Source organism: Nostoc sp. ATCC 53789 (assembly GCF_009873495.1).
GTDB classification, from domain to species: Bacteria; Cyanobacteriota; Cyanobacteriia; order Cyanobacteriales; family Nostocaceae; genus Nostoc; species Nostoc muscorum_A.
In genome coordinates, this window is sequence record NZ_CP046703.1 from 2,927,199 (window position 1) to 2,950,929 (window position 23,731).

Here is a 23,731-nt window from a genome sequence, read left to right on the forward strand (position 1 = left end):
ATTCAGTAGTTAGAAGATTTATTAAAAAAACATCCGACTTTTCCGACTTTTCCCACCTTTTAGTTGCGTCTATAGTAATCCTCTATGATTTTTGTTCGCGCAGCGTGGCGTAGCCCTACTTACTTGCATGGGTAGGCAATAGGAAAGAAGGCTTTTTGAGTTGTACGAAGTTCTCTTCAAAAATAAAATATGAGTACTATATATCACTTGCAATAAGTCAGTTACATTTAAAAAAGTAATAGTGTGAGTAGTTTAAGCTTGTTTTAGTATATTTTCTATAAACTTTGCTAAGTGAAAAATAAAATATTAATTAAAAAAGCCCCCAATAGGGGGCCTATTAAGTTGTTCGCGTGGAGTAAACAACTAAATAATTAATACTCACAGGAGATAGAGTAATCCGAACAAAATAATCCAAATCACATCAACGAAGTGCCAGTAGATTTCGGCTGCTTCAATACCAAAGTGCTTTTCGTCACTATAGTGACCCGGAAGGCGCGATCGCCACAACACGGCAACAATTGCCAAAACGCCAATGGTAACGTGCAATCCGTGGAAACCAGTCAAAACATAAAATGCACTAGCAAATAAATTGGTAGTTAAACCAAATTCTAAATGGGTATATTCATATACTTGACCCACTAAGAAAGTAGCGCCCATCACGGCGGTAATTGCTAACCAGATTCGCGCACCTCGCGTATCGTTCTTTTTGATAGCAGTGTCAGCATTGTGCATGACAAAACTACTAGAAATTAGATTGATGGTGTTGACTCCAGGTAACAATAGTTCTAATTCTGGAGTACCTGCTGGCGGCCACACAGGTAAGGTAGCACGGAAAGCTAAGTAGGCTCCGAACAGACCCATAAAAATCATCCCTTCAGCAATCAGGAAGACATATAGCCCAAACAGACGGTGGTCTGGATGTTCTTCGTGATGGCCAACGGACGCTTCCACCGCGTGGTGATGATTAAGTTCGGTTTTAGCTGGGTCAATGATTTGACTTTGCATGAATTTTGATGAGTGGGGAATGGGGAATGAGGAATGGGGAATGGGGAGCAGAGGAGAAGAAATTCCTAGTCCCCAGTCCACAGTCGCAAGTTTATTTGCGGTCTTCGGGATTGGCAGCAACGGCTGGATCGGGTTCTGCTCTTAATACTGAATTGGGCCCACCAGACAAGATTGGATTGGGATCGTATAAAGGGACACCTTCATTAGCATGTTCCAAACCGTAGTCGTAGGGGCCTGTAGCCAGCACTGGGGTTTGATCAAAATTTTCGATCGCAGGTGGTGAAGTTGTCATCCATTCTAAGGTAAGTGCCCTCCAAGGATTATTAGCAGCTTTCTCACCGTACAACCAACTCCAAACCGCATTGATGATGAAGGGGAATGTCGAAATTGCCAGTATGTAAGAACCATACGTACAAATTTCGTTCAATGTGGTGAATTTGGGATCGTATTGGGCAATGCGGCGATTCATGCCCATTAAACCCAGTTTGTGCATAGGTAAGAAGGTCATGTTTAGACCGACAATAGTCAAGGCAAAATGAACCTTACCCCAAAATTCGTTGATCATCCGTCCCGTCATTTTTGGGAACCAGTGGTAAATGGCGGCAAAAATCCCTAGCACGCTACCACCAAATAGCACATAGTGCAAGTGGGCTACCACAAAATAGGTGTCGTGAACGTGAATGTCAAAGGGCACTGATGCCAACATCACGCCACTGATCCCACCGATTACAAAAGTGCCGACAAAGCCGATAGCGAACAACATCGCACTGTTAAGCTGGATTTTTCCACCCCACATGGTTGCTAACCAGCTAAATATTTTAATCCCTGTGGGTACGGCGATGATCATGGTGGTGATCATAAAGAACATCCGTAACCAACCGGGGATACCACTGGTAAACATGTGGTGCGCCCAGACGATTAGCCCCAAAAAGCTGATTGCTAGAGATGAATAAGCGATCGCTTTATAGCCAAAAATCGGCTTGCGGGAATGCACGGGGATAATTTCTGAAATTGCTCCAAAGAAGGGCAAAATCATAATGTAAACGGCTGGGTGGGAGTAAAACCAGAACATGTGCTGGTATACAACCGGGTCGCCACCGCCAGTTGGGTTAAAAAATGTTGTCCCGGCAATTAAGTCAAAGGAAAGCAGAATCAGACCGGCTGCAAGAACTGGGGTGGATACCAAAACTAGCGCCGAAGTTGCAAACATTGCCCAGCAAAACAAGGGCATTTTGTGTATGTCCATGCTGGGAATACGCATTTTTAGCAATGTCACCAGGAAATTTATCGACCCCAAAATTGAGGACGTACCCAGCAGCAGGACACTCATAATCCAAATGCCTTGCCCCACTTGTCCTGTTACCAAACTCAGGGGAGGGTAGGAAGTCCAACCCGCATCCGGTGCATCGCCTACCGCTAAACTGGCGATCAGCAATATACCCGCAGGGGGGATCATCCAAAAGGCAACAGCATTCAGCCGAGGAAATGCCATATCTTTTGCCCCAATCATCAGGGGAATTAGATAGTTAGCAAACCCTGCCCCGGTTGGCACGATCCACAAGAAAATCATGATCGTGGCGTGCAGCGTAAACAGACTGTTGTAGACTTCTGGGGTAACAAAATCTACCTCTGGGGTTCGTAGTTCAGTACGAACCAAGTCAGCCATTACGCCGCCAATGCAGTAGAAAATAAACGAAGTGACTAAGTATTGAATCCCAATCACCTTATGGTCGGTTTGAAAGCCAAAGAAGTCTTGCCATTTTCTGATCCCTGGTTCCTCAAGAAGGGCAGGGATATTGGCAGTTTCTTGCAACTGAGCTTGTGTCATAGTCATTAGTCATTAGTCATTAGTCATTGGTCATTAGTCACTGGATTTTGACTAAATAACATATTGACTAATGGTGAACTTGATGAAGGATTTCTGGCTTAATTCCCATTTCCTTGGTGTAAGGAGCAAGAAAATCATTTGGGGATAAATTCGCTGGGTTAACAGCAACGGCTTGATTTAGTGTTTCTTTGCTGGCAACTAGCTGTTCTTGCATCCATTTGGCAAATGCTTCTTCTGACTCAACAACTACTGGCGCTCTCATTGCACCGTGGTAGGGGCCACAAAGTTCGGCACAGATTAGGACATAATCTCCTGCTGTTTTGGGGGTGAAGCGAATCTCGCTTTGTCTACCAGGGATCGCATCTTGTTTCAGGCGGAACTCTGGCACCCAGAAAGCATGGATGACATCGTTGGCTGTCATATTGATTTCCACTTCTCGCCCGATGGGAACGTGCATTTCACCTGTAGTTATACCAGTTTCAGGATAGGTGAAAATCCAGGCATATTGTAGACCTGTGACGTTGACCTGTAATTGTGCTGGTTTACCTGCTTTATCAGGACTTCCCCCAATTGTTGGAGCAACACTACCGACACCTGGGGCATTCCGCAGTTGGGGAATTTGGTCAGCATTGCGGACTTCTGCGGTAGCTGGGTCTTGCATTGCCTCATCAGATTTTTCTTGATTGAGGTTAGGTTCGGTGCTAGGAGGAGTATCGCTTAAAGTTGCTGCCATAGCACTTCCAGGCATTGCCATCGACTCCTGATTCATCATCGGTGCTTCATGGATTGCATGGGGATCAAAGCCACCGATTTCGTTGTAGACATCAAAGCTGTAAACAGAAATACCGATAACGATAATTGCTGGGATCGCCGTCCAGAGAATTTCTAGAGGTATATTGCCCTCAACTGGTGGGCCGTCTTCATTGTCACCTGCACGCCGACGGTATTTAAATGCGGAGTAAATCAAAATACCTTCAACTAACAGGAATATACCTGTAGAAACGATCATCATCGCGTTGAACAGACCATCCACCAAGACGGCTTCATCCGTGGCTGCTGCTGGCAACAGACCGTGATTTTGACCGTACCAAAGGCTGGCTAGCGTTAGCACGATGCCAATGAGTAATGTCCAGATTGAACTTGGAATCTTCACGGCTTACTTAATTGAATTTACTACGTTATCTTAAAGCTGCCCACTTACTAAGGTAGTCTAGGCTGGAAGGCATAGAGTCCAAAGGTCTGAAATTTTTATTAATTTTTTTAACTATTTTACTAATGTTGGGTACAAGGTGACTATCAGGAGGCATGAGGCAGGAAGCAAAAGGAGAAGGCAGGACGTAGAAGTAAGCCAGATATACTTAAAAGCTGGGGATTTAAGGACTGGGTTTTATACCCAAAACTAAAGTTTTCATTCATTATTATTTCCTCCTGCCTCCTGCCTTCTTCTAAAATCAGTGGGAAAATTTAAGGAAAAATTTAGAATGTTTAAATTAATTGTGATTAATCAATTTTTCACATCTTGAAAAATACCTAAAGCTTCAGACAGAACCTTCCTAGAGTGATTCAAAGTATAAGTGAGTGCTAATCTATAAACCCTTAGCCTATACGCTAGGGTGAAGATGGGACACTAAAAGAAAATTGAAAATTTTAAGAGAGCCACCAAGAGCGGGCAGAAGGTATCATTCATGAGCGAATTTGTCCTACAACAACAAAATGAAGCGGCAGTTGAGCAGCAAAAGCCCAAGGAAATGATTCGGCGCTTGGTGTGGAAAATGTGCATAGCCACCTTAATTTTGATGGCAATAGGCAGTGCCACCCGCGTGATGAATGCTGGACTTGCTTGCCCAGACTGGCCCTTATGCTATGGCGAACTTGTGCCAGCCAAGCAAATGAATCTCCAGGTGTTCCTAGAGTGGTTTCACAGATTGGATGCAGCTTTAATTGGTTTAAGCGCGATCGCACTTTTTGGTTTGTCCTGGTGGCATCGTCGTTTCTTACCCAGATGGCTGCCTTGGGCATCCACATTCGCCCTATTTTTAATCGTCTTCCAAGGCATCTTGGGAGGACTCACCGTTACCGAACTGTTGCGGTTTGATATTGTTACTGCTCATTTAGGAACGGCGCTGTTATTTTTTTGCACCCTTTTGATTATCGGCACGGCACTCACTCCCTATCAGGGAACTGGAACCGTTGGGAAGTTGCCTTGGGTAGGTTTAACTGCTGCTATTCTGGTTTACCTGCAAAGTCTGCTAGGTGCTTTGGTAGGCTCTCGCTGGGCGCTACACCAATGCTTCGGTGGTTCTCAACTTTGTACTGTAATGTACAGCCATATTGCTGGTTTGGTGCCGCCAACAGTGACAACCTTGGCAATGGTATTTATCTGTTGGCGTACACCAGCACTACATCCAGCCTTGCGGCGACTGGCAAATATAGCTGGTGGTTTGTTGACCTTACAAATTTTGTTGGGATTCGCCACTTTCAAATTACATCTCCAAGTCGAGCCTCTCACCGTCTCCCACCAAGCTATAGGAGCAGCTTTGTTAGGTACTTTGGTGGCTTTCACAGTTCTCGCACAGCGTGACTCAGTTAGTGCTGAGTCACGTTAGCGGTAGCGGGGCGTTTAGCCCGTGCTGAGTGCTGAGTAAGAAATGGGGAAGATGAGAAAGACGAGGGAGCAGAGAAAGAATTTCTAACTCTTAACTCCTAACTCAGCACTCCTAACTCAGCACTCAGCACTAATAATGCGACCTACCCAGGGACAGAAAATCTGTGTTTTTATTTGCCTGAAAGAGCCAGCTTGAGCGTGGGCTGCATATAAGTTGTTGAAAAATAAGGAACCAGAGCCAAAATGATTGAGACTAATGTCTCTCGCCACCACGAAACATTTTTCCAGGTAGTTCAAAGTTATTACCAGCTAACAAAGCCTCGGATTATTCCGTTGCTTTTGATTACGACGGCTGGGAGTATGTGGATTGCTGCTAAGGGAGAAGTAGACCCATTGCTGTTGCTAGTAACTCTCACTGGTGGCACTTTGGCTGCTGCAAGCGCTCAGACGATTAACTGTATCTACGATCGCGATATTGATTATGACATGGAGCGGACGCGTCATCGTCCGATGCCTTCCGGTAAGGTGCAGCCACGCGATGCTCTAATTTTTGCGATCGCACTGGCGACGATTTCCTTTACACTCCTAGCAGTGTTTGCCAACCTATTAGCCGCGCTGCTAGCTTTCTCTGGCATCGTCTTTTACATTTTGGTCTATACCCACTGGCTGAAACGCCACACCCCTCAAAATATCGTTGTTGGTGGTGCGGCTGGAGCAATTCCGGCTTTAGTGGGTTGGGCTGCTGTCACAGGCACATTAAGCTGGTCAGCATGGTTAATTTTTGCCATCGTCTTTTTATGGACACCACCCCATTTCTGGGCGCTAGCTCTGATGATTAAAGATGACTACGCAAAAGTTGGGATACCAATGTTACCTGTGATTGAAGGTGCTACAGCAACTGTAAAGCAGATTTGGTATTACACGCTGGTAACAGTATTTGCAACTGTGTTGTTGTTTTATCCTTTGGGCGCAAGTGGAATTCTTTATGCTGCGATCGCTGTCAGTCTGGGAGGATTATTTATCCACAAATCTTGGCGCTTATTGCACAACCCAGAGGATCGCGCTGTAGCTAAAGAGTTGTTTCTTTATTCCATCTCTTACATGATGCTGTTGTGTTTGGGGATGGTCGTGGATAGTCTTCCTGTTACCCATAATCTAATTAATGCAGCGATCAATCAGTTGCATTTTATAGCTTAGGGGATGGAAAATTTAGCGATCGCGTTTGGTAAAGGGGCGCGATCGCATTTTTGGAAATTTAAACTATAAAATTTTTGTCAATCACTTCTAGATCCTGACTGGTTTCTTCGTAATATTTTTTAGTTAAAGCCTGAATTCTTTAGCCTCTGCCAATATCGGATTAATATCAAACCAAGAACCATTCTCATCCCGGTATTCAAATATAAACATACTGCGAAGCAAAAGTTCATATCTTTCATGACCTCTCAAGTTTTTCTCTTGCGCCACCTCACGCAGTAATTCCCATTCATCGGGCGTAATTGCCAAAGTTAGCTCATGGCGGCGTTGTTTAATCACTCTATTTACGCACTCTTGCGACAAAGGTGGGTCTTCTTGCTGAAGACAGCGAAACAACAGCATCAACAAGTTACGCAGATGACCACCGCTAACTCGGCAAAGTCGCTCTAAAGTATCAGGACTATCAAAAACCTCAGTAATTAAATTCTGACTTTGTTCCCAACTGACACCAGGAAAAGCCCTCGCCATAACCATCTGTTGCAGCAGTACAATTCCCTGTGAAAATTGCGAACCATCTTGTAATTGCACAGGAACCATCGGCAAAACCTTGGGGTCTACGCCAAAGCGATTTCTTAACTTTCCTAAAGCGTTGGAAAAAATCAACACCAAGGGAATTGTATAGACAACATGACAATTTAGCTGGTTTAACTGTTCGCCATGTTCGACAAATAGATACTCTGGCTGGTAATAACCCGAAGGCTTCAAAGAATTATCAATTCGGTCGAGATTATCTACAATTACTACCAGTCCTTTTTTACCTTGCTGTTTCAGTTTTTCTGTAGCAGGCTTGAGTAATTCTTTATTAATTGATTCTAAAATGCCATTGGTGCGTGGTTCTAAATATCGCCGTAAATTACCGCGAAGTTTGGGACTATCTTTATTTTTGGCGGTAATCATGGCAATACTCACAGAACCCATAGATAATTCAGCCTCAACGCCTATATCTAGCGGCGTTTGCAAAAACTCAGAAATTTCCCTAAATAGATTTTTAAAGTATCCTGGTTTGAGATTAATTTTTATTGCTTCTAGACTTTGAGTTACCTCACGAGCTATTGCCAGTAAAATATCTGCAACATCAATATCAGCCATATCTAGGCTTTGGCTAGACTCAAAATAAACCACATGAAATCCCTGCTGCTCTAAATCTGCTTTTAGCCCCAGTAATTCAGTTGATTTGCCACAGCCGATATGTCCGGTAAACAATTGACAAGTAGGTTGTTCTGGTGCAAGGCGGGTGATAGTTCGCCCAAGTTCCTCAATAATTTTGGCACCACGCACTTTAGAGAAATCAATATAATATTGCTTATCCTCCGGTTTGCTCACAACCAGAGTCTTACTGGGGTTGCAGGTCTGAAAAAACCTGACTAAATCTAATCGAAATTTCTGTGATTTTTTTGCAGGCAATAGCTCACCAGTTATTTGTTTGGGGATAACTAAACTCACACCAGCAATCTGTATCTTTCCCTCTAAAGTTGATATTTTACTAATTTCAGCTTTTGCATTCACTAAATCACCAAAAGCTAGATGTTTTATCCCACGAGCATAAACTAACAGTGGCTCAAACCCTGCTAGCGTTTCTGCAAAAGTTTCTACTATGTAAGCCATGCGAACCCATTCTGCTTTTTCCTCCAATTTCAATTTTGAAAGTCTTAATGCTAATTCACATGCTGCCTCACTCGGTCGTGTATAAGCTAACGCTGTCCACCTCTGTACCTGAGCAAAATCACGAATATCTGAGTCGTGGCTCTGAAGTTGCTGCTGTACATAGGTAAGCAAAAAATCAGACAATTCATTAATCCGCTTTTCGCCAAAACTAGCATTCTCTCTCAACTCTCTCAATAAAGCATTTCGCACTGCTGTATCCATCTCGTAGAGTTCATGTCCTACCTCATCGCAAAGGCTAGAAAGTAGTAAATCAGCCACAGCCATCCAAGGGATACTTAGTACTTCACGATTAATATCTCGTTGGAAATTTGCCCACAGGCGGTAAAGTAAATCTGGGGTGAGGGCTAACGGAAAAGCAGCATGGTAAGCCAAATAGAGGTGCGCTTCCCCGAAGCGTTGACCAAAGGACTCAATTCGACGACTAGCGACTTCTGCTTTCATGCTTTCTACCCTTAAAATACTCCCAGTTAGATTTATTACAGCCCGTGCCTTAATTGTGCATTGATTCCCCGACCACGCAAAACATCGATCGCACCATCAAAACCCTGTCGGCTAACTTCAAACATCGGCACTAAACGGGCGATTTCTCCCGCTGTTGTGCCAAACCAGCGCTCTGTTGCCATTGGATTCAGCCATACAATATAACGCGATCGCTGTTTCACCTGGTCTAAAAATTTTTGGGTTAACTCCAGCCGTTCCAGACTAAAACCGCCCCGTGCTGCTCCCCCATCACTAAAAATTAATACAGCGGAACGCTCTGGGCGCAACTGAGCTAGAAAATCTGTGACAGATTCGGCTTTTTGGCGCGTATGGTCATGGTAAAGATACTTAGTTGGGCAATTGTGAAAGTAGTAAATACTAGCTTTTCCTAAGCGTCCGCCTCGTAATGCTGTCTGGGCTAATCGCTGGGATAGTGCGTGAAAGGGAACCATCGACCCCTTGTGATCAATCAGCAACAGCAGTTCAATTCTATTCACTCGACTGGGCATCATTACAGGCTCTAGCAAAACCCCCTGCCGTACCACTTGCTCAATAGTTGCCTCTATGTCTAACTCTGTGGGCAAACCTTGGCGTACCATTCGGCGTAAATGCCGCCAGCTTTGTTTCATCTGCCGCCGCGTCACTGGAAAATACTCATCGGTTTCGGTAAAGCGATTAACAGTAATTTCCTCATTATTTTGAGTAGTAATTTGTACTGCTTCAGCCACTTGCATCTCATCCTGTACTTCCATTAATTCCGATGAAACTGGTACAGTGGCAGGTGTTGTATTGGGTGGTTCAGGTGAATAATTGCCCTGGCTTTCTACCGCTTGTTGTACTTCGGGAGAGGGGGAAAAAGTAGTTTTCTCTTCTTGCCTTGTAACAGCAGGTTTTACAGAATAAGGTTCTGTTATTACTTGTTGAAAGTGATAGTTGAACAGGTGTTCTTCATCCTGGGATTTTACCCACAAGGTACGGCACAGTTCTGCTAACGCTTGTTGGTCAGTCGTGCCAAAGCCTTCCTGTAAAGCTGTCAAAACAAGACGGTATTCATCGATACCCAAGGGCAAACCTGCCTCGCGCAGTTGTGTAAAAAGCTCAAGCAGTGGTAGTTCTTCATGGAGAGCTTCTATCTTCATACTTCTGGCTGCGATCGCATCTGTTCACCATAACGGCGATAATCATCCCAACTCTTCAGCAACACGCCAGGATACAGAAGTTCTGTTTTTAACTTGCTGAGAATTTGATCATCTTGATGATGACTAAGAATCCGCACCCAATCCATCAGTTCGCTGGTGCTGACCTTTTTTCCTGCTTCGCCCTTGTCCCGCCGCATCTCTTCGCGCAGTTCTAAAAAGCGATCAATAATTGCGTCCACTAATTCCAAAGGCGAGATTGTAAACCGAGTCTTGACAATTTCGATTAACTGCTGACGTTCAGGGAATTTGACATAGTGAAATAAACAACGACGTAAGAAAGCATCAGGCAAGTCTTTCTCATCGTTACTGGTGATAAAAACAATTGGTGTTGCTTTGGCTTGAATTTTCTTGAGCAGACTGTTTTGTTTTACTTCTGTGACTTCAAACCTTTGCTCATCAAGCTCTAACAGCAGATCGTTAGGAAAATCAATGTCAGCTTTATCTATTTCATCAATCAAAACTACAGTTGGCTGCTCGTTGCGAAAGGCACGCCCTAACGGGCCCCACTCTATATAGGCATCAGCATTTTTTGCTTTGACTGCGGCTTCTTCATCTATTTTGGAGGCAGCAAGTTGAGCATCCCGCAACCTGCCAACGGCATCATAGGTGTAAAGACCATCCCGCGCTCGACTGGTAGATTTGATGTACCAAGCTTCATAAGGTAAACCCAACTCATAAGCCACAGCACGAGCCAATTTTGTCTTGCCGCATCCTGGTTCTCCCTTTAATAGTAAGGGGCGTTCGAGGGCGATCGCTAAATTCACAGCCTCTACTAATTTCTCACTAGGCAGGTAGGGATACAAGATTTGACCCGTTTCCGGGTCTTGCTCTCCTGGCTGGGGTTGAACCTTACCTATGTATTTCAGCCGCTTTCCGTCTAAAGTTCTAACCACCGGGTTTCTTCCTCCTGCCAGTTACAGCCACACAAACCAAAAATTTGAGCAAACACACGCTCTGGAATGCCTTCACTCTTCTCTAAAATTACCTGAACGGTATAGTCAATTTTTTTAGTCATCTGGATTGGTAGAACATCAATTGCATTTTCCATCCAGTTAACCAAGACTTGCTCAGATAAGGTATCAATTATCGGTAGCCTAATGGGAATATGGGGTTTCCATACAAGATCGAGCCGATCTGCAAACTCAAGATTCCAAGTGTTGACACAACCATCTTGGTCAAGCAAAAACATCAGTAGAAAAAATTCGTTGCTTGAGCAAATTGTCTGTGGGGTTGAGTTTACCAGGGGCAACCAAAAATCACGGATTAATTCGTGCAGATAGGTTTCATCAATGCAATCGAGATCGTGAAACACTAGGATGATATGTTGAGTTTTCAATTGAGCAACTACATTCCTGGCAATCTCCTCATGGGATGAAAAATCTTGTACTCCAATCCGACGACCCAATTCTCTCCATAAGGCTGCAATATCAGTCCTAAGTGCCCGACGTGAGAGATAAAATGTGATTGGGGGAGTTACTGTACTTTCAGGAATTTTCTGTAACAAACGCTTCAGTAACCAGATTTGACCATATTCTGGGGAGCCATGAACTAAGAAAGCTCCTATACGTTTTTCTGTAATAAATTCTCGGAATAACTGTACCTGTGCTATGTAGTTGAGGCGAAATAGTTCACTGTGTATTGGCTCACTCTTGCAAGACCTCTCAATAATCTGAATCTGCTTCAGGAGGCGATCGCGCTCTACCTCAATCCGCTCAATTTCCTTGTCAAGCTGAAAAGCTACTGAAGCCCCCGCTTCAATGGCGTGTTGATTCCGCAACAACTTTATCTTCTCGCTAAACGCATCGTAGTGTTGCTGAAGTTCTTCTCGTTTTTGCTGTAAATGCCGAACTGAAGACATCTGTGAGTTTTAATACCCAACTATTGAGATATTACTATTTTTATTACAGGCTATTTTCTAGCTGCTCGATCCGTTGAGTAAGTTGTATTCTTTCAGCTTCAGCATTTTCAATTTGCTTTTCTAACTGAAACTTGACGACAGTGCCAGACTCTATCACTAAATCCAACCGTAGGCGGCTCAATTTCTGACTTAATAAATCATACTGTTGCTGGAGGCTTTCGATTTCCTGTAGAATTCGCTGCCTTTGCCCCAGATTTAAACTAGTTGACTGTGTATTTGGTACTCCACCTAATTTGTTCGAGTCTATCTGCTGTACCTCTAAGATCGGAGACACTGAGTTTTGTTTGGTGTACAGAACTGGAGTCAAATGTTCTGCAATGCCTTGCAATCTAATTTCGACACAACCGAACTTGTAAGCCCGATCTATCGTCCGCCTTGCTGCCAATGCTTTGTAAAAACCAACAGCAAAAGCGATCGCGGCTTGATCTCCAATTTCTTTATTCATGCCAATCACAAAAGAAATATGTTCTGCGATCGCTTTTGCTTGAGCTTCGGAATAGCACGCATTCAACACCACACAATTTATTTGATCGGCTACTAGTTCAAATAACGCTGCTAGAGCATCGGGTTGTACAGGTTGGTATTCTCCTAGTAAATCTTCAAAACAAAGCTCACCCGTACTGGTTCCATGTCCAGAAAAATGCACAATCTGCGGTTCAACATCGAATATTGCTTGGCTGATATCTCCCGGACGTACAGATTCACGCGAGTCTAGAATAAATCTGTCTCGCTCTTTTGCTAATTGCAGTTTTTCACGAATATCACGCAACTCTTGCCCCAAGCGTAATCGTGTAGCATTACTGGGATCTGCTGCTAAAAACAGAATTTTGATTTGACCATTACTGCTCATTTAGATGATCAGCCCAGAGTATGATTTTTGACCAAGTTCATTTTCACATAAGTCAAGACCATATTTATGCTTACTGAGTTTCACGAGACTTTATATTTTTGAGCAGATTTACTTCTAGTGGCGGCTACAGTCTCAAATTACTTTTGCTAGCGTAGCGATATAAGGTTTATCGCTCCCCAGTAAGTGGATGGAAGCAAAAGGATTAATATGGCTCATTTAAATCAGCGTCGTCCCCAAAATGTCAACGGCGATTTTTATGTAGATACTACCTGTATTGATTGTGATACCTGTCGCTGGATGACTCCTGAAGTGTTTTCTCGTGTTGATGAACAGTCGGCAGTTTATCATCAACCAACGAATGATACAGAAAGATTAGCAGCACTTGAAGCACTTTTAGCTTGTCCTACTAGTTCTATTGGGACTGTTGAAAAACCAAAAGATATCAAAGTTGCTCAACAAAAGTTTCCCATATTAGTGGCGGAAAATGTTTACCACTGCGGCTATCATTCTGAAAAATCTTACGGTGCTGCTAGCTATTTAATTCAACTTCCAGAAGGTAATATTTTGGTGGATTCTCCCCGGTTTACGCCGCCTTTAGTCAAGCGTTTAGAAGAACTGGGACCGATTCGTTATATGTACCTAACTCATAAAGATGATGTGGCAGATCATCAAAAGTTTGCGGAGCATTTTCAGTGCGATCGCATTCTCCATGCTGATGATATTACTGCGGATACTCGCAATGTAGAAATACAGCTAACTGGTTCTGAAGCATTTACCTTGACTCCAGATTTATTAATTATCCCAGTTACCGGTCACACCAAAGGACAAACAGTCCTACTTTATAAAAATCAGTTTCTGTTCACTGGCGACCATCTTGCTTGGTCAGAAAGCTTCCATCAACTGGCTGCATTCCACGATTTCTGCTGGTATTCTTGGTCAGAACAGACTAAATCAATGCGGAATTTGGCTAATTACTCTTTTGAATGGGTACTACCAGGTCATGGGCGAAGGTTTCATGCCGATAGGGAAACCATGCGCCAGCAGATGCACAAGTGCATTGAGTTCATGGAATCTTTGGATTGACATTACAGCTATATTCAGGTAAATAGACCACGTGGTAGGGGCGCAAGGCTTTACGCCCCTACTGATACGGTGTACACAAAAGTCTTCTAAAGCTGCCCCACATCTTGACCTGTAATGCCAATGCATCGGCTTGCAGTGCTAATGCATCGGCTTGCAGTGCTAATGCATCGACTTGCAATGCTAATGCATTGACTTGCAATGCTAATGCATCGGCTTGCAATGCTAATGCATCGACCTGCAATGTTAATACATCGACCTGCAATGCTAAGGGACTTCCAAGAAATAAATTATCCAAATAAACGAACCACAGAGATGCAGAGAACACAGAGAGAAGAGAAATAGAGAGGATTTTTGCGTCAGTTTTGGGATATTTTTTATTTGGAAGTTCTTAATACATCGACTTGCAATGCTAATGCAACACCAAAGCTTTGTAGAACAGAGATTTAGATAGAGGTCAGACTCTATTGCATAGAAACGAGAAGCGCTATAACCTGGGTTTTAGCAACCTTTTAACCAAACATGGATTATGAAAAAGCTGATCAACAAACCGGAAGACTTTGTGCGAGAAAGTCTAGAAGGTATGGCGGCGGCTCATTCCGATTTAATTAAAGTAAACTATGATCCCACTTTTGTTTATCGAGCCGATGCACCTATACAAGGTAAAGTAGCAATTATTTCAGGTGGTGGCAGTGGACATGAACCAATGCACGCTGGCTTTGTGGGCAAAGGAATGCTTGATGCAGCTTGTACTGGTGAAGTTTTCACTTCACCGACTCCAGACCAAATGCTAGAAGCAGCAAAGCTTGTAGATGGAGGCTCTGGTATCCTTTACATCGTCAAAAATTACAGTGGCGATGTCATGAACTTTGAAATGGCAACGGAGTTAGCTCGTAGTGAAGGCATTCGATCGCTAAATATTTTGATTGATGATGATGTAGCAGTGAAAGATAGCCTCTATACCCAAGGACGACGGGGTGTGGGAACAACAATACTAGCGGAAAAAATTTGTGGCGCGGCGGCTGAGGCTGGGTATGATTTGCCACAAATAGCAAATTTATGTCGCCGAGTAAATTTGAATGGGCGGAGTATGGGAATTGCTTTAACGTCTTGTACAGTGCCAGCTAATGGAACACCGACATTTGAATTGAGCGATCGCGAAATCGAATTAGGTATCGGTATCCACGGTGAGCCAGGAATAGAACGTACAGTCATCAAAGCAGCAGATGAGATTACCGAAGTTTTGACGCGATCGCTCCTTGAGGATGCAGCATACAGCCGCACACTGCGCGAGTGGGATGAAGACAAAGGAGAATGGGTAGATGTAGAGCTAACAAGTCTACCATTTGCCAAAGGCGATCGCTTATTAGCTTTCGTCAATAGTATGGGTGGAACTCCGGTTTCCGAACTATATATTGTTTACCGCAAACTCGCCCAAATCTGCGAACAGCAAGGATTGCAAATTGTGCGAAACTTAATCGGCCCTTACATCACATCTCTAGAAATGCAAGGTTGCTCCATTACCTTGCTGAAATTAGATGATGAGATGATCCGATTATGGGATGCACCAGTCAAAACACCAAGTTGGCACTGGGGAATTTCATAATTACGTTAGCGAGTATTCGAGCGTTATTACGAATTACGAATTATGTTGAGCCAGGCGCAGATATTACAATGGTTGCAGGCTTATGCAACCGAGATAGAGCAGAATAAATCATATTTGACAGAATTAGATGCTGCGATCGGAGATGCTGACCACGGTATAAATATGGATCGCGGCTTTAAAAAGGTAAGTATTCAGTTACCAACTCTTACAGACAAAGACATCAGCAACATTCTCAAAGCTGTGAGTATGACCTTGATTTCTTCCATTGGCGGTGCTAGTGGCCCTCTTTATGGAACCTGGTTTTTACGAGCTAGTACAGCAGTAGTAGATAAGCAAGAATTAACAGAACAAGATGTGTTAGGGCTACTTCAAGCAGGCTTAGACGGCGTGCTGCAACGTGGCAAAGCGCAACTAGGAGACAAAACAATGGTGGATGTGCTATCTCCGGCTGTAGTCGCTTTTGGGCAGGCTGTAGGAGAAAGTAAGGGAACGCTGGAAGCGATGCAACAGGCTGTAGCAACAGCCCAAAAGGGGTTACAAGAAACTATACCTATGCAGGCCAAAAAGGGACGGGCTAGCTATCTGGGGGAAAGAAGTATCGGACATCAAGATCCAGGAGGGACTTCTGCTTATTTAATGTTGAAAAGTTTGTTAGAGGTGTTGGAAAGTAGCCAAACAACTAACCACTGAAAATTAACGAACCGCATAATCACTATTGCCAAAAATCAGTGACATCGTATCCTAGTTCCGCTAATATGTGCCGGAGCAGGGGTAAACTGAGTCCTATTACATTGCTGTGACAGCCTTCAATTTTTTCAACAAAAAAACTACCAAAACCTTCAATGGCAAAGGCTCCAGCACACTTGAGGGGCTCACCTGTGGCAACATAAGCAAGAATTGCGCGATCGCTCATTTGAGCAAAGTAAACTCTTGTAACTTGAGACTTGACTATAGTGCGGTTTTGCTCAAGGTCAATTAAGGCGTGACCTGTATACAAGTCGCCAAAGTTACCCTGCATTATCTGCCAACGGGCGATCGCTTCAGAAGTGTCTGCTGGTTTGCCGTAAATTTCACCATTCATGGACAAAACTGAATCACAACCCATAATCAAAGCTGATTCAAACTGCGGGGCTACAGTTTCCGCCTTATATTGGGCAAGAGTTTTGACCAATTCTGCTGGTTCACTTAATTGGATTTGCGATTCGTCAAAGTCACTAGCTCGAACTATCGGTTCAATACCAACAGTTTGCAGCAAGCGGCGACGAGCCGGGGAAGCTGAGGCAAGTACAAAGGGTGGAATTTTCATGAGATTTATAAAAAACTTGTTAATTGGGTATGGGGCATGGGGGATTGGTGATTAAATTTCTTCTCTATCCCCCATTCCCCATTCCCCATTCCCTATTTCCCAATTAATAGACAGTAAATGAATTTACAACCTCATCAATCATTCCTTTAACTCTCTGCCAGCGTTTTTCAGGAATTGAGGCGTTGAGGGTAAAAAGTTTGCCACGGCTAACAGCTACGCTGGCGATGTTATGCCGTTGCTGTTTATTGGGGAGTTTAACCTCATACTCTAAAAGGTAGTACGTTTTACCGTCTACTTCTCGCTCTGCGGCATTGACTAATTCAGCCGAACGACCAGAGTCAGGAGGCGCAAGAGCAGCTTTTCCCAACTTATATCCTACTTCTGTTGGGGTTCCCAATTCTGATAAAGTTTTGCCTTCTGGAACTGGGCTAATCACAACCGAAACGTTTTCAGACACCTCAATCAAATCGTGGAAAACCACATCTGGCCCGTTGGCAACTTTAACTTGTAGCCAGCCGTTAGGATATGAAAACTGATAGCCATCACTAGTGTCTACAAAGCTTTTAAGTCCAGCCGCAGCCGCTATATCAGAATTACTCAGGCTGAAACTCAACACCAATAGCAAAATTAATACAATTCTTTTCCACATTTATACGAGTTCCTTTGGGCTGGGGAGAACACCAGGCTTGCATCATTTATCGTTTTTATTCTCCCACCAAGCGGGACGCTTCGGATGATGCGTTTCGGGGTTGCTTAAGCGATCGTCTGTTTTTGGAAAGACTGTTTCTTTACATATCCCTGATTTCATCAAATACCCGAATAGTAAGTTATTGCGCTGTCTTAAGCTAACTAAAAGTGAGCGTAAATCTTTGACAACTTTTACTAAATCTAAGTAAGTTGGCACAATAAAACCAAACTATGTAAAGAGAAATGAACTAGGCTAAAATTCTTATACCTATTGCCTATTGCCTGTTGTCTATTGCCTTATCCCAACGACAATTATTTACGCTCACTTACTTAAGTTAGCTAGTGAAATGATTAAGTTGCGCGATCAATTTTTTGGACTTCTTCTTCAGATAGTTTCACATTGATAGCTTGTGCTGAGTCTTCAATGCTAGAAACCTTGCTAGCACCAGGAATTGGCAAAATAGCGGGTGATTTGGAGCGTAACCACGCTAGAACGATACTATATACCGACACGCCTTTTTCTTTCGCTAAGTTAGCGATCGCCGGAATATCTTGTAAATCCTGATGGCGACGTTTACCACCAAAGGGACTCCAAGGCAAAAATGTCAATTCTTGTTGTTCGCAATACTTCAACACGCCGTCCTTTTCTGGCTGTCGTTGCCAAGGGCTGTATTGATTCTGCACCGAGACAATATCTACTACATCTTGCGCCCGCTTAATTTGTTCAACGGAAAAGTTAGAAACTCCCACAAACCTAATCAAACCTGCCTCCACTGCTTCTTTCACTGGCGCAAGAGATTCTTCAATGGTGTACTTACTATCGGGAGAATGGTATTGCCAAACATCGATGGGTTTAGCACCACCTAACGCCTCAAAACTGACTCGAATTGTTTCGCGCAAATGTTCTGGGTTGCCGTTGCTTGTCCAGTTGCCATCGGGACGCATCAAACCGCCCTTAGTTGCCACAATTACTTGGCTAACATCGCCTTTGTAACTAGTAAGCGCCTTATTAATTAGTCGCTCGTTGTGGTGTTTTTCTGACTCATCTTTGCAGTAAGAGTCGGCAGTGTCAATAAATGTAATACCCAAATCCAAAGCCCGATGAATAACTTCGATTGATTGCGATTCAGGAGGGCGATTAGAGATTGACATGGGCATACCACCCAAACCGATCGCACTCACAAATACACCAGTTTTTCCTAGCTGTTTGGTTTCCATGCTTCTAGCTATAGCTTTCTGACCCAATTATCCCAGCTAGTCAAAGCTTTTTGAGCGATTTATCATAAATCCTCCCTAGTACTTAGATTTAGTGATAAGTGAATGGGCTACTAAGGGAATACTCTACTCAGGGGTTAAGTATTCTATACACAAGCACCGATGAAAATTGTAGAGGAAACCCGTACCAGATTGCAGTTAAAGCATCAACCACTCAGATATTGGTTCATCGGGTGGTGCATTTTTACTGTCTGTTTAAGCTTCTTGATTTACTGCTTATTTTTTGAGTCTGCTTCAGTGAGTCTCAATTGCGATCGCCTCTCGCCAAGCAAAATTAATTGTGAATTGAGACGGTTTAATTTGCTGGGAAGGATGGAGAAACTCAGAATGTTTGATCCCAGTGAAGCATACATTCTCACAAAGACTGGCAGCAAAGGGTCGAAAAGCTATCAGGTTATAATTGTGACTCCATTTAAAGATTTTCCTCTTTTATCCCATCTTAGCTATGAACAAAATCAAGAATTTACCTTGAAAACCAATGATTTTATCAACTCTAGTAAAACTTCTCTATTAGTACAGCAAAATCAGCGAAATTATCTATTTTTCTTAAGTTTATCTATATTAATTATCATGGCGGTCGCTGCTTTTTTTGCAACATCACCTGTAACTACCTGCACCTTCTATAAGAGTATCGATAAGGTCTTTATCGAACGCAAAAGTCTTCGTGGCAATCAAGTTATTGAACATCCACTAGAAAATATTCTGCGTTTTGACATCCAAGAAAAGCAATATAAATACTCTAAGCTTTATCGGTCTGTAATTGTGCTGAAATCTTTCAAAGAAATCCCAATCAATCCACAATACACTGATGAAAGAAGCGTTAGATATACAGTTTCTCGGATACTCTTATTTCTAAAACTTTAACAAAAACTGTCCCCACTACTTACCACTATGCCCATAGACTGAAGTCATAGATCGCTGACTTATCTAGAAAGCTGGGGATATTGTCTATCAAAAATGATTTAGGATTTGCTATATAGACACGAAACGCTTAGATTAAGGAAGTTTGAGTCACTTTCAACTGAAATTTTACCGAAAAATTGGGTTTAAAGCCCCGTCTTTCTACGACGGCTTCCTTTCAATTAATTAGTGTACAAATATACTATACTAATGATAGTGGAAAGGTAATCAACCACTTAAAAAACCTAGCAGTCGAAAGACAAAGCACTGAACCTTGATAATTAAATCTATGCGGTTCTACTGCATTGTTCTAGTTTCCTCCTAGCAGTAGGTAAAAGATTTATAGGAGCTAGACGACTCAGATTTTTGAAACCATTTGTTTCAAAGTAAACAGGACTTGCAGCAATGCAACTAGGGTAGGGCATACCCAAAGTTAACGCTTGGGGAGAGTCCCACCTCTGGGCTAGGTAACGCAAGGAACCAAGTTTTAAGTGGTCTCGTTGAACCAAGAATCGCCGTCGATTTATCGCGGGGAGTGTCAAATCCAGCATTCTCCATTAGTACCATTCTGACTCAACTAAAAATACTCACTTTGTCAGTTTGTCTATTTAGACTATGTTTGGTACATAAAATAAGAAGCCAGTCTAATATGAGCGGCTGTTATTCTACACTTGACATAAAGCATTGTGAGTGCTAAAAGACGACTGCCAGAAACTATTGCCCATGTCAGAATCACCCGCCAATCTTGGCAACACGGCTTCCTTGAGGGTGAAGTGAGTGCAGGTGAGTTTGAGTGGCATTTCCAGTGGCATTTTCGCCGGGGAGAACTTGCCGTCAAGCCTTCCCAAGGCCGCGCTTTAATCAAAGAACCCCTTGGTCGATTTTTGGAGCAACAAGATTATCAGCTAGAGCCTGGAGGAGATTATGCTTTTACTATTCGGGCGGAACTTTAAAAGTTAGGAGTTAGGGGAGACGCGATTAATCGCGTCTGTGCAGGAGTTAACGATGTCATTCCTCACTCTTGACTGCTGAGTGTTGATTCTGTGAGGCGGTTTAAGTATCTTTCGATTAAGAGAATGGCAACAATGTCATCTATCGGTCTTGGAGGCTGTCGTAGACCTTGTGGCAATAGCTTTGTTAGCCCTTTGGGTGGGAACATTTGCCAATAGCGATCGCGTGCTTCTAAGGTTGTATATCGCTCATCCACTAAAATAATACTCAGAGGTTCTGTCAATTCCTGATACAATTTCTGTCTCCACTGCTTGGCTGTAGTTTGGTCGCCCATCACCATCAAGGAGATCGGAAACTTTTGACGCAGTGTTTCAATGGTAGCGATCGCCTCTTTTGCTAGCACAACCTGATGATAATACAATTGCCGATCCAGTCCCATCACCGCTAAACCACACTTATCTCGACCTGGATCAAACCCCAATATGACTGGTTGCGTTGGCGAAAATTCGCGTAAAGTCATAAGAAATTAAAAATAAAAATTAAGAATTAGAAATCAATAAATGCAATCACAGCAACTATTTTGACTGCTGTTGAATATGTTTAAATCTTACTAATAACAGTGTGCAAATAATGTTTTAAGTACTAAAAATAATTTTTCCGTTGACTATTGCTACTAATTTTACTCTCAATGGCCCGGCTGTATAAGTGTCCTCTGCTGCGATCGCTTTGATTTCTAAGGGTTGATTATACTGTCTTAATTGGGCGACAAAGCGCAAGAAAGTCCCCTCTACTTGCACATCTTCGACAATTCCGGCATTACGAGCCCGAAATTGGGAAGCAGAAATTAGTATTTCCAAGCGCTGCTGTAACTGATAAGATGTCATGGTTTTGGAATCGGCACTAGTTGTAGCTAGGACTGCGCCTCCCGAAAAAACCAATTGATTTCGCGCTGTATCGGCGAAAAACTCTATCTGCTTTTCTCCCCTGACGTAATTACCAGCCGAGAAAATTCGCACCACATATTCTTGACCATCGCTAATCTGCTTGCTCAATTGGTCAATCCTATCCTGAGTCACGCGCAGTAGCTCTACATTGGCAGGATTTGCCCCAGGCTCACTTAATTCGAGGTTGGCGTTGCGATTGGCTTCTTGTAAAAGTTGTACCACTGCCCGACGAGCCGCAGCAGGTTGGGTAACACGAATTACAGCAGCAGACAAAACTTGACCGCGAACTAAGGCCAACTTACCTAGACGCAGGTCGCGGTAAGACTGATAATATTTTTCCAGCCTGGCAACTTCTAGTTCTAGTTGCTCTTGTTGCGCTTCCAATTCTTTCAGGCGGGATTCCCGTTTGGCAATCACTTCCTCTCGTGCTGCAACTTCTACATTACGCTTTTGAATCAATTGATCGAGTTGGCCAATTTTTTTATCGCGTTGTTCTATGGCTTCTTGACGGTTAGCCAGTTCGCGATCGCGTTTTTCAATAGCTGTTTTGGCTTCGTCGATGGCTTTTTTCGCTTCAGCGTACAGTCGTTGTCGTTCTGTCTTCAGTAGTTCAACTGCCGCCTGTAGCTCTTTCCTCTGATTAGAAACACTTTGCAACTCAGCTATGGCCTTTTGGTACTGAGTTACAACTTGTCCTAGCTGACCTTGAGTGCGTTGGAGTTGAGTTTGAGTTTGAGCTTGTTGACTAATGGTGCGGTTCAACTGAGCTTGTGTTTGGAGTTGTTTGGCATTTGCTGCCTGTAAAGACTGATTAATTGCCTGTAAGTCTTGTTGTGCTTTTGCTTGGGCAATTCTTGCTTGATTTAGCTCACTTTCTACCTGACTTTTCTGAGTTTCTGCGGTTTTTAGCTGTTCCCGCTTCTGTCTGAGGTCTGTTTGAATATCTTCTAATTCAAAAACTCCCTTTCGCAAACCTTCATCGGCAGCGAATAAAATTCCTAGCGTTGATGCTGAAATCAAACCGCCCGTAAAAATAGTTACCACTACAGCAGTATTTTTCGGACGAAGCTTAAAAAGTGAGAGGCGGGCTTTGCCAACTCGTGTGCCGATGCGATCGCCCACGGTGGCAATTACGCCTCCCAGAATTAAAATTGCTGCGATGAGGATGTATCCGGTGGTCATCTTTAGCTACCGAAATCCTTCCAGATACAGCCTACTACTTTTAAGCATTGTCTGCGGAGAAGTGGAAGTTGGCAATAGCTGAAATTATTCAATTTTAGATTTACCTCTAGCTATTAGTGTCATCTTTCAAAATAGAACACGCGCCGATTCCCCTTTCTCCGATTGATTTTATGTGAATTGCCTACTTAAGGTAACAGGTTTATGCACAGTAATCTTCTTTTTGTGGATAGAAATCATCTTTTTCTCACGCAAATCCCCTAGTAGCCTAGTAACGGTAACACGAGTTGAACCAATTGCTTCTGCGATCGCCTGATGAGATAACTTCAGATCAATAGTGATCCCATCAGCACAAGGAACGCCAAAATCCCGACAAAGAATTAACAAAAAACTCACCAACCTAGAACCCATATCTCGGTGAGCGAGAGTTTCAATCATCATCTCTGTCTGTAAAATGCGCGAAGAAAGACCCCGCAGCATTAACATTGATAATTCTGGATTTTCCTTGAGTGCTTGCTCTACTTGTTCAATTGGGGCTGACAGTAATTCCACAGGGGTAAATGCAACCGCATGGTAAAACCTATCCGACTTATTTCCTGTCAGCAATGACAAAACACCAAAAACACTATTTTCCCGAAGCAATGCTACTGTTATTTCCTCTCCTGCCTCGTACACCCTAGAAAGTTTAACAGCACCTTTCAAAAGAAAATAAACTCGTTCGGCAGGATCGCCAGGAAAAAAGATCGTTTTATTGCGTTCAAACGTTTCCACAACTGGCGGAAACGCCCCGGTCGCCATCTGACGAAATACATTTGCTAGGGCTTTATCTTGTGTCACGATCATCTCCCTTCCCCTACCCAATGCCGGAAAAACAAAAACTGATTACCTAAGAATACACCCGAAAAATGAATAAAGCACCGTCAACCTTTCTGTACTTTCCTATACTCAAACTAATCGCTTCATAACTGTTTGTTTATAATGATACATAATTGTTGATCC

The 23,731-nt window shown here is 43.2% G+C and carries 23 protein-coding genes; 7 read left to right on the top strand and 16 right to left on the bottom strand.

The window, feature by feature from the left end; translation table 11 throughout:
* Positions 1 to 378 precede the first annotated feature (378 nt).
* The 3 genes from GJB62_RS12015 to GJB62_RS12025 all read right to left on the bottom strand — a co-directional run bounded on the left by GJB62_RS12015 (position 379) and on the right by GJB62_RS12025 (position 3,986).
* Entirely contained in the window at positions 379 to 1,005 is a 627-nt protein-coding gene (locus GJB62_RS12015; protein ID WP_114080407.1) for a heme-copper oxidase subunit III, read from the bottom strand.
* A 91-nt stretch (positions 1,006 to 1,096) separates the two neighbouring features.
* Entirely contained in the window at positions 1,097 to 2,833 is a 1,737-nt protein-coding gene (gene ctaD, locus GJB62_RS12020) for a cytochrome c oxidase subunit I (RefSeq protein ID WP_114080408.1), read from the bottom strand.
* 67 nt (positions 2,834 to 2,900) lie between these two features.
* Positions 2,901 to 3,986 (bottom strand): cytochrome c oxidase subunit II, encoded by a 1,086-nt coding sequence (locus tag GJB62_RS12025; protein WP_114080409.1) that lies wholly within the window; start codon positions 3,984 to 3,986, stop codon positions 2,901 to 2,903.
* A gap of 532 nt (positions 3,987 to 4,518) precedes the next feature.
* On the opposite strand from GJB62_RS12025, the gene GJB62_RS12030 reads away from it, so the two are divergent.
* Entirely contained in the window at positions 4,519 to 5,439 is a 921-nt protein-coding gene (locus GJB62_RS12030; protein ID WP_114080410.1) for a heme A synthase, read from the top strand.
* Between the two features lie 242 nt (positions 5,440 to 5,681).
* Positions 5,682 to 6,635 (top strand): heme o synthase, encoded by a 954-nt coding sequence (locus tag GJB62_RS12035; protein WP_114080411.1) that lies wholly within the window; start codon positions 5,682 to 5,684, stop codon positions 6,633 to 6,635.
* Positions 6,636 to 6,758: 123 nt separating this feature from the next.
* On the opposite strand, the gene GJB62_RS12040 is transcribed toward GJB62_RS12035, so the two are convergent.
* The 5 genes from GJB62_RS12040 to GJB62_RS12060 all read right to left on the bottom strand — a co-directional run bounded on the left by GJB62_RS12040 (position 6,759) and on the right by GJB62_RS12060 (position 12,804).
* Positions 6,759 to 8,096, bottom strand: a complete 1,338-nt coding sequence (locus GJB62_RS12040) for a P-loop NTPase fold protein (protein ID WP_114080500.1) — start codon at positions 8,094 to 8,096, stop codon at positions 6,759 to 6,761.
* A gap of 737 nt (positions 8,097 to 8,833) precedes the next feature.
* The gene (locus GJB62_RS12045; RefSeq protein ID WP_114080412.1) at positions 8,834 to 9,976 is read right to left on the bottom strand and encodes a hypothetical protein; all 1,143 of its coding nucleotides are present in this window, start codon (positions 9,974 to 9,976) and stop codon (positions 8,834 to 8,836) included.
* The gene (locus GJB62_RS12050) at positions 9,973 to 10,929 is read right to left on the bottom strand and encodes a MoxR family ATPase (RefSeq protein ID WP_114080413.1); all 957 of its coding nucleotides are present in this window, start codon (positions 10,927 to 10,929) and stop codon (positions 9,973 to 9,975) included. Before GJB62_RS12050 ends, GJB62_RS12045 begins: the two co-directional genes overlap by 4 nt.
* Entirely contained in the window at positions 10,914 to 11,894 is a 981-nt protein-coding gene (locus tag GJB62_RS12055) for a hypothetical protein (RefSeq protein WP_114080414.1), read from the bottom strand. The genes GJB62_RS12050 and GJB62_RS12055 overlap by 16 nt, the downstream gene beginning before the upstream one ends.
* A gap of 43 nt (positions 11,895 to 11,937) precedes the next feature.
* On the bottom strand, positions 11,938 to 12,804 hold the full coding sequence (locus GJB62_RS12060; RefSeq protein ID WP_114080415.1) for a CHAT domain-containing protein: 867 nt from the start codon (positions 12,802 to 12,804) through the stop codon (positions 11,938 to 11,940).
* Positions 12,805 to 13,011: 207 nt separating this feature from the next.
* Here GJB62_RS12060 and GJB62_RS12065 point away from each other — a divergent pair, with 207 nt between their 5' ends.
* The gene (locus GJB62_RS12065; protein ID WP_114080416.1) at positions 13,012 to 13,887 is read left to right on the top strand and encodes an MBL fold metallo-hydrolase; all 876 of its coding nucleotides are present in this window, start codon (positions 13,012 to 13,014) and stop codon (positions 13,885 to 13,887) included.
* A gap of 58 nt (positions 13,888 to 13,945) precedes the next feature.
* Here the strand turns inward: GJB62_RS12065 and GJB62_RS12070 are convergent, their stop codons facing one another.
* Positions 13,946 to 14,182: a hypothetical protein gene (locus GJB62_RS12070; RefSeq protein WP_181852785.1), complete on the bottom strand. Its 237-nt coding sequence runs from the start codon at positions 14,180 to 14,182 to the stop codon at positions 13,946 to 13,948.
* 231 nt (positions 14,183 to 14,413) lie between these two features.
* Between GJB62_RS12070 and dhaK the strand changes: the two genes are divergently transcribed.
* Together dhaK and dhaL are read left to right on the top strand one after the other, a co-directional pair.
* Positions 14,414 to 15,490, top strand: coding sequence for a dihydroxyacetone kinase subunit DhaK (gene dhaK / locus GJB62_RS12075; RefSeq protein ID WP_114080417.1), 1,077 nt, complete (start codon positions 14,414 to 14,416; stop codon positions 15,488 to 15,490).
* Positions 15,491 to 15,532: 42 nt separating this feature from the next.
* Positions 15,533 to 16,180, top strand: a complete 648-nt coding sequence (gene dhaL / locus GJB62_RS12080; protein WP_114080418.1) for a dihydroxyacetone kinase subunit DhaL — start codon at positions 15,533 to 15,535, stop codon at positions 16,178 to 16,180.
* 22 nt (positions 16,181 to 16,202) lie between these two features.
* On the opposite strand, the gene GJB62_RS12085 is transcribed toward dhaL, so the two are convergent.
* The 4 genes from GJB62_RS12085 to GJB62_RS12100 all read right to left on the bottom strand — a co-directional run bounded on the left by GJB62_RS12085 (position 16,203) and on the right by GJB62_RS12100 (position 18,701).
* Positions 16,203 to 16,796, bottom strand: a complete 594-nt coding sequence (locus GJB62_RS12085) for a nucleoside triphosphate pyrophosphatase (RefSeq protein ID WP_114080419.1) — start codon at positions 16,794 to 16,796, stop codon at positions 16,203 to 16,205.
* A 103-nt stretch (positions 16,797 to 16,899) separates the two neighbouring features.
* Positions 16,900 to 17,445: a photosystem II reaction center PsbP gene (gene psbP / locus GJB62_RS12090; RefSeq protein ID WP_114080420.1), complete on the bottom strand. Its 546-nt coding sequence runs from the start codon at positions 17,443 to 17,445 to the stop codon at positions 16,900 to 16,902.
* Positions 17,446 to 17,487: 42 nt separating this feature from the next.
* Positions 17,488 to 17,700 carry a hypothetical protein gene (locus GJB62_RS12095; RefSeq protein WP_147262433.1) on the bottom strand — a complete coding sequence of 71 codons (213 nt, stop codon included), beginning with the start codon at positions 17,698 to 17,700 and terminating at the stop codon, positions 17,488 to 17,490.
* A 134-nt stretch (positions 17,701 to 17,834) separates the two neighbouring features.
* On the bottom strand, positions 17,835 to 18,701 hold the full coding sequence (locus GJB62_RS12100) for an aldo/keto reductase (protein ID WP_114080421.1): 867 nt from the start codon (positions 18,699 to 18,701) through the stop codon (positions 17,835 to 17,837).
* Between the two features lie 159 nt (positions 18,702 to 18,860).
* On the opposite strand from GJB62_RS12100, the gene GJB62_RS37455 reads away from it, so the two are divergent.
* Positions 18,861 to 19,622 (top strand): hypothetical protein, encoded by a 762-nt coding sequence (locus GJB62_RS37455; RefSeq protein WP_245246147.1) that lies wholly within the window; start codon positions 18,861 to 18,863, stop codon positions 19,620 to 19,622.
* Between the two features lie 722 nt (positions 19,623 to 20,344).
* On the top strand, positions 20,345 to 20,611 hold the full coding sequence (locus GJB62_RS12110; RefSeq protein WP_012411764.1) for a DUF3146 family protein: 267 nt from the start codon (positions 20,345 to 20,347) through the stop codon (positions 20,609 to 20,611).
* A gap of 62 nt (positions 20,612 to 20,673) precedes the next feature.
* On the opposite strand, the gene GJB62_RS12115 is transcribed toward GJB62_RS12110, so the two are convergent.
* From GJB62_RS12115 to ntcA, 3 genes are all read right to left on the bottom strand, one after another.
* Positions 20,674 to 21,129, bottom strand: coding sequence for a pre-16S rRNA-processing nuclease YqgF (locus tag GJB62_RS12115; RefSeq protein WP_114080422.1), 456 nt, complete (start codon positions 21,127 to 21,129; stop codon positions 20,674 to 20,676).
* 115 nt (positions 21,130 to 21,244) lie between these two features.
* Positions 21,245 to 22,735 carry a DUF3084 domain-containing protein gene (locus GJB62_RS12120; protein WP_114080423.1) on the bottom strand — a complete coding sequence of 497 codons (1,491 nt, stop codon included), beginning with the start codon at positions 22,733 to 22,735 and terminating at the stop codon, positions 21,245 to 21,247.
* A gap of 168 nt (positions 22,736 to 22,903) precedes the next feature.
* Positions 22,904 to 23,575 carry a global nitrogen regulator NtcA gene (ntcA, locus tag GJB62_RS12125; protein WP_010998529.1) on the bottom strand — a complete coding sequence of 224 codons (672 nt, stop codon included), beginning with the start codon at positions 23,573 to 23,575 and terminating at the stop codon, positions 22,904 to 22,906.
* Positions 23,576 to 23,731 lie beyond the last annotated feature (156 nt).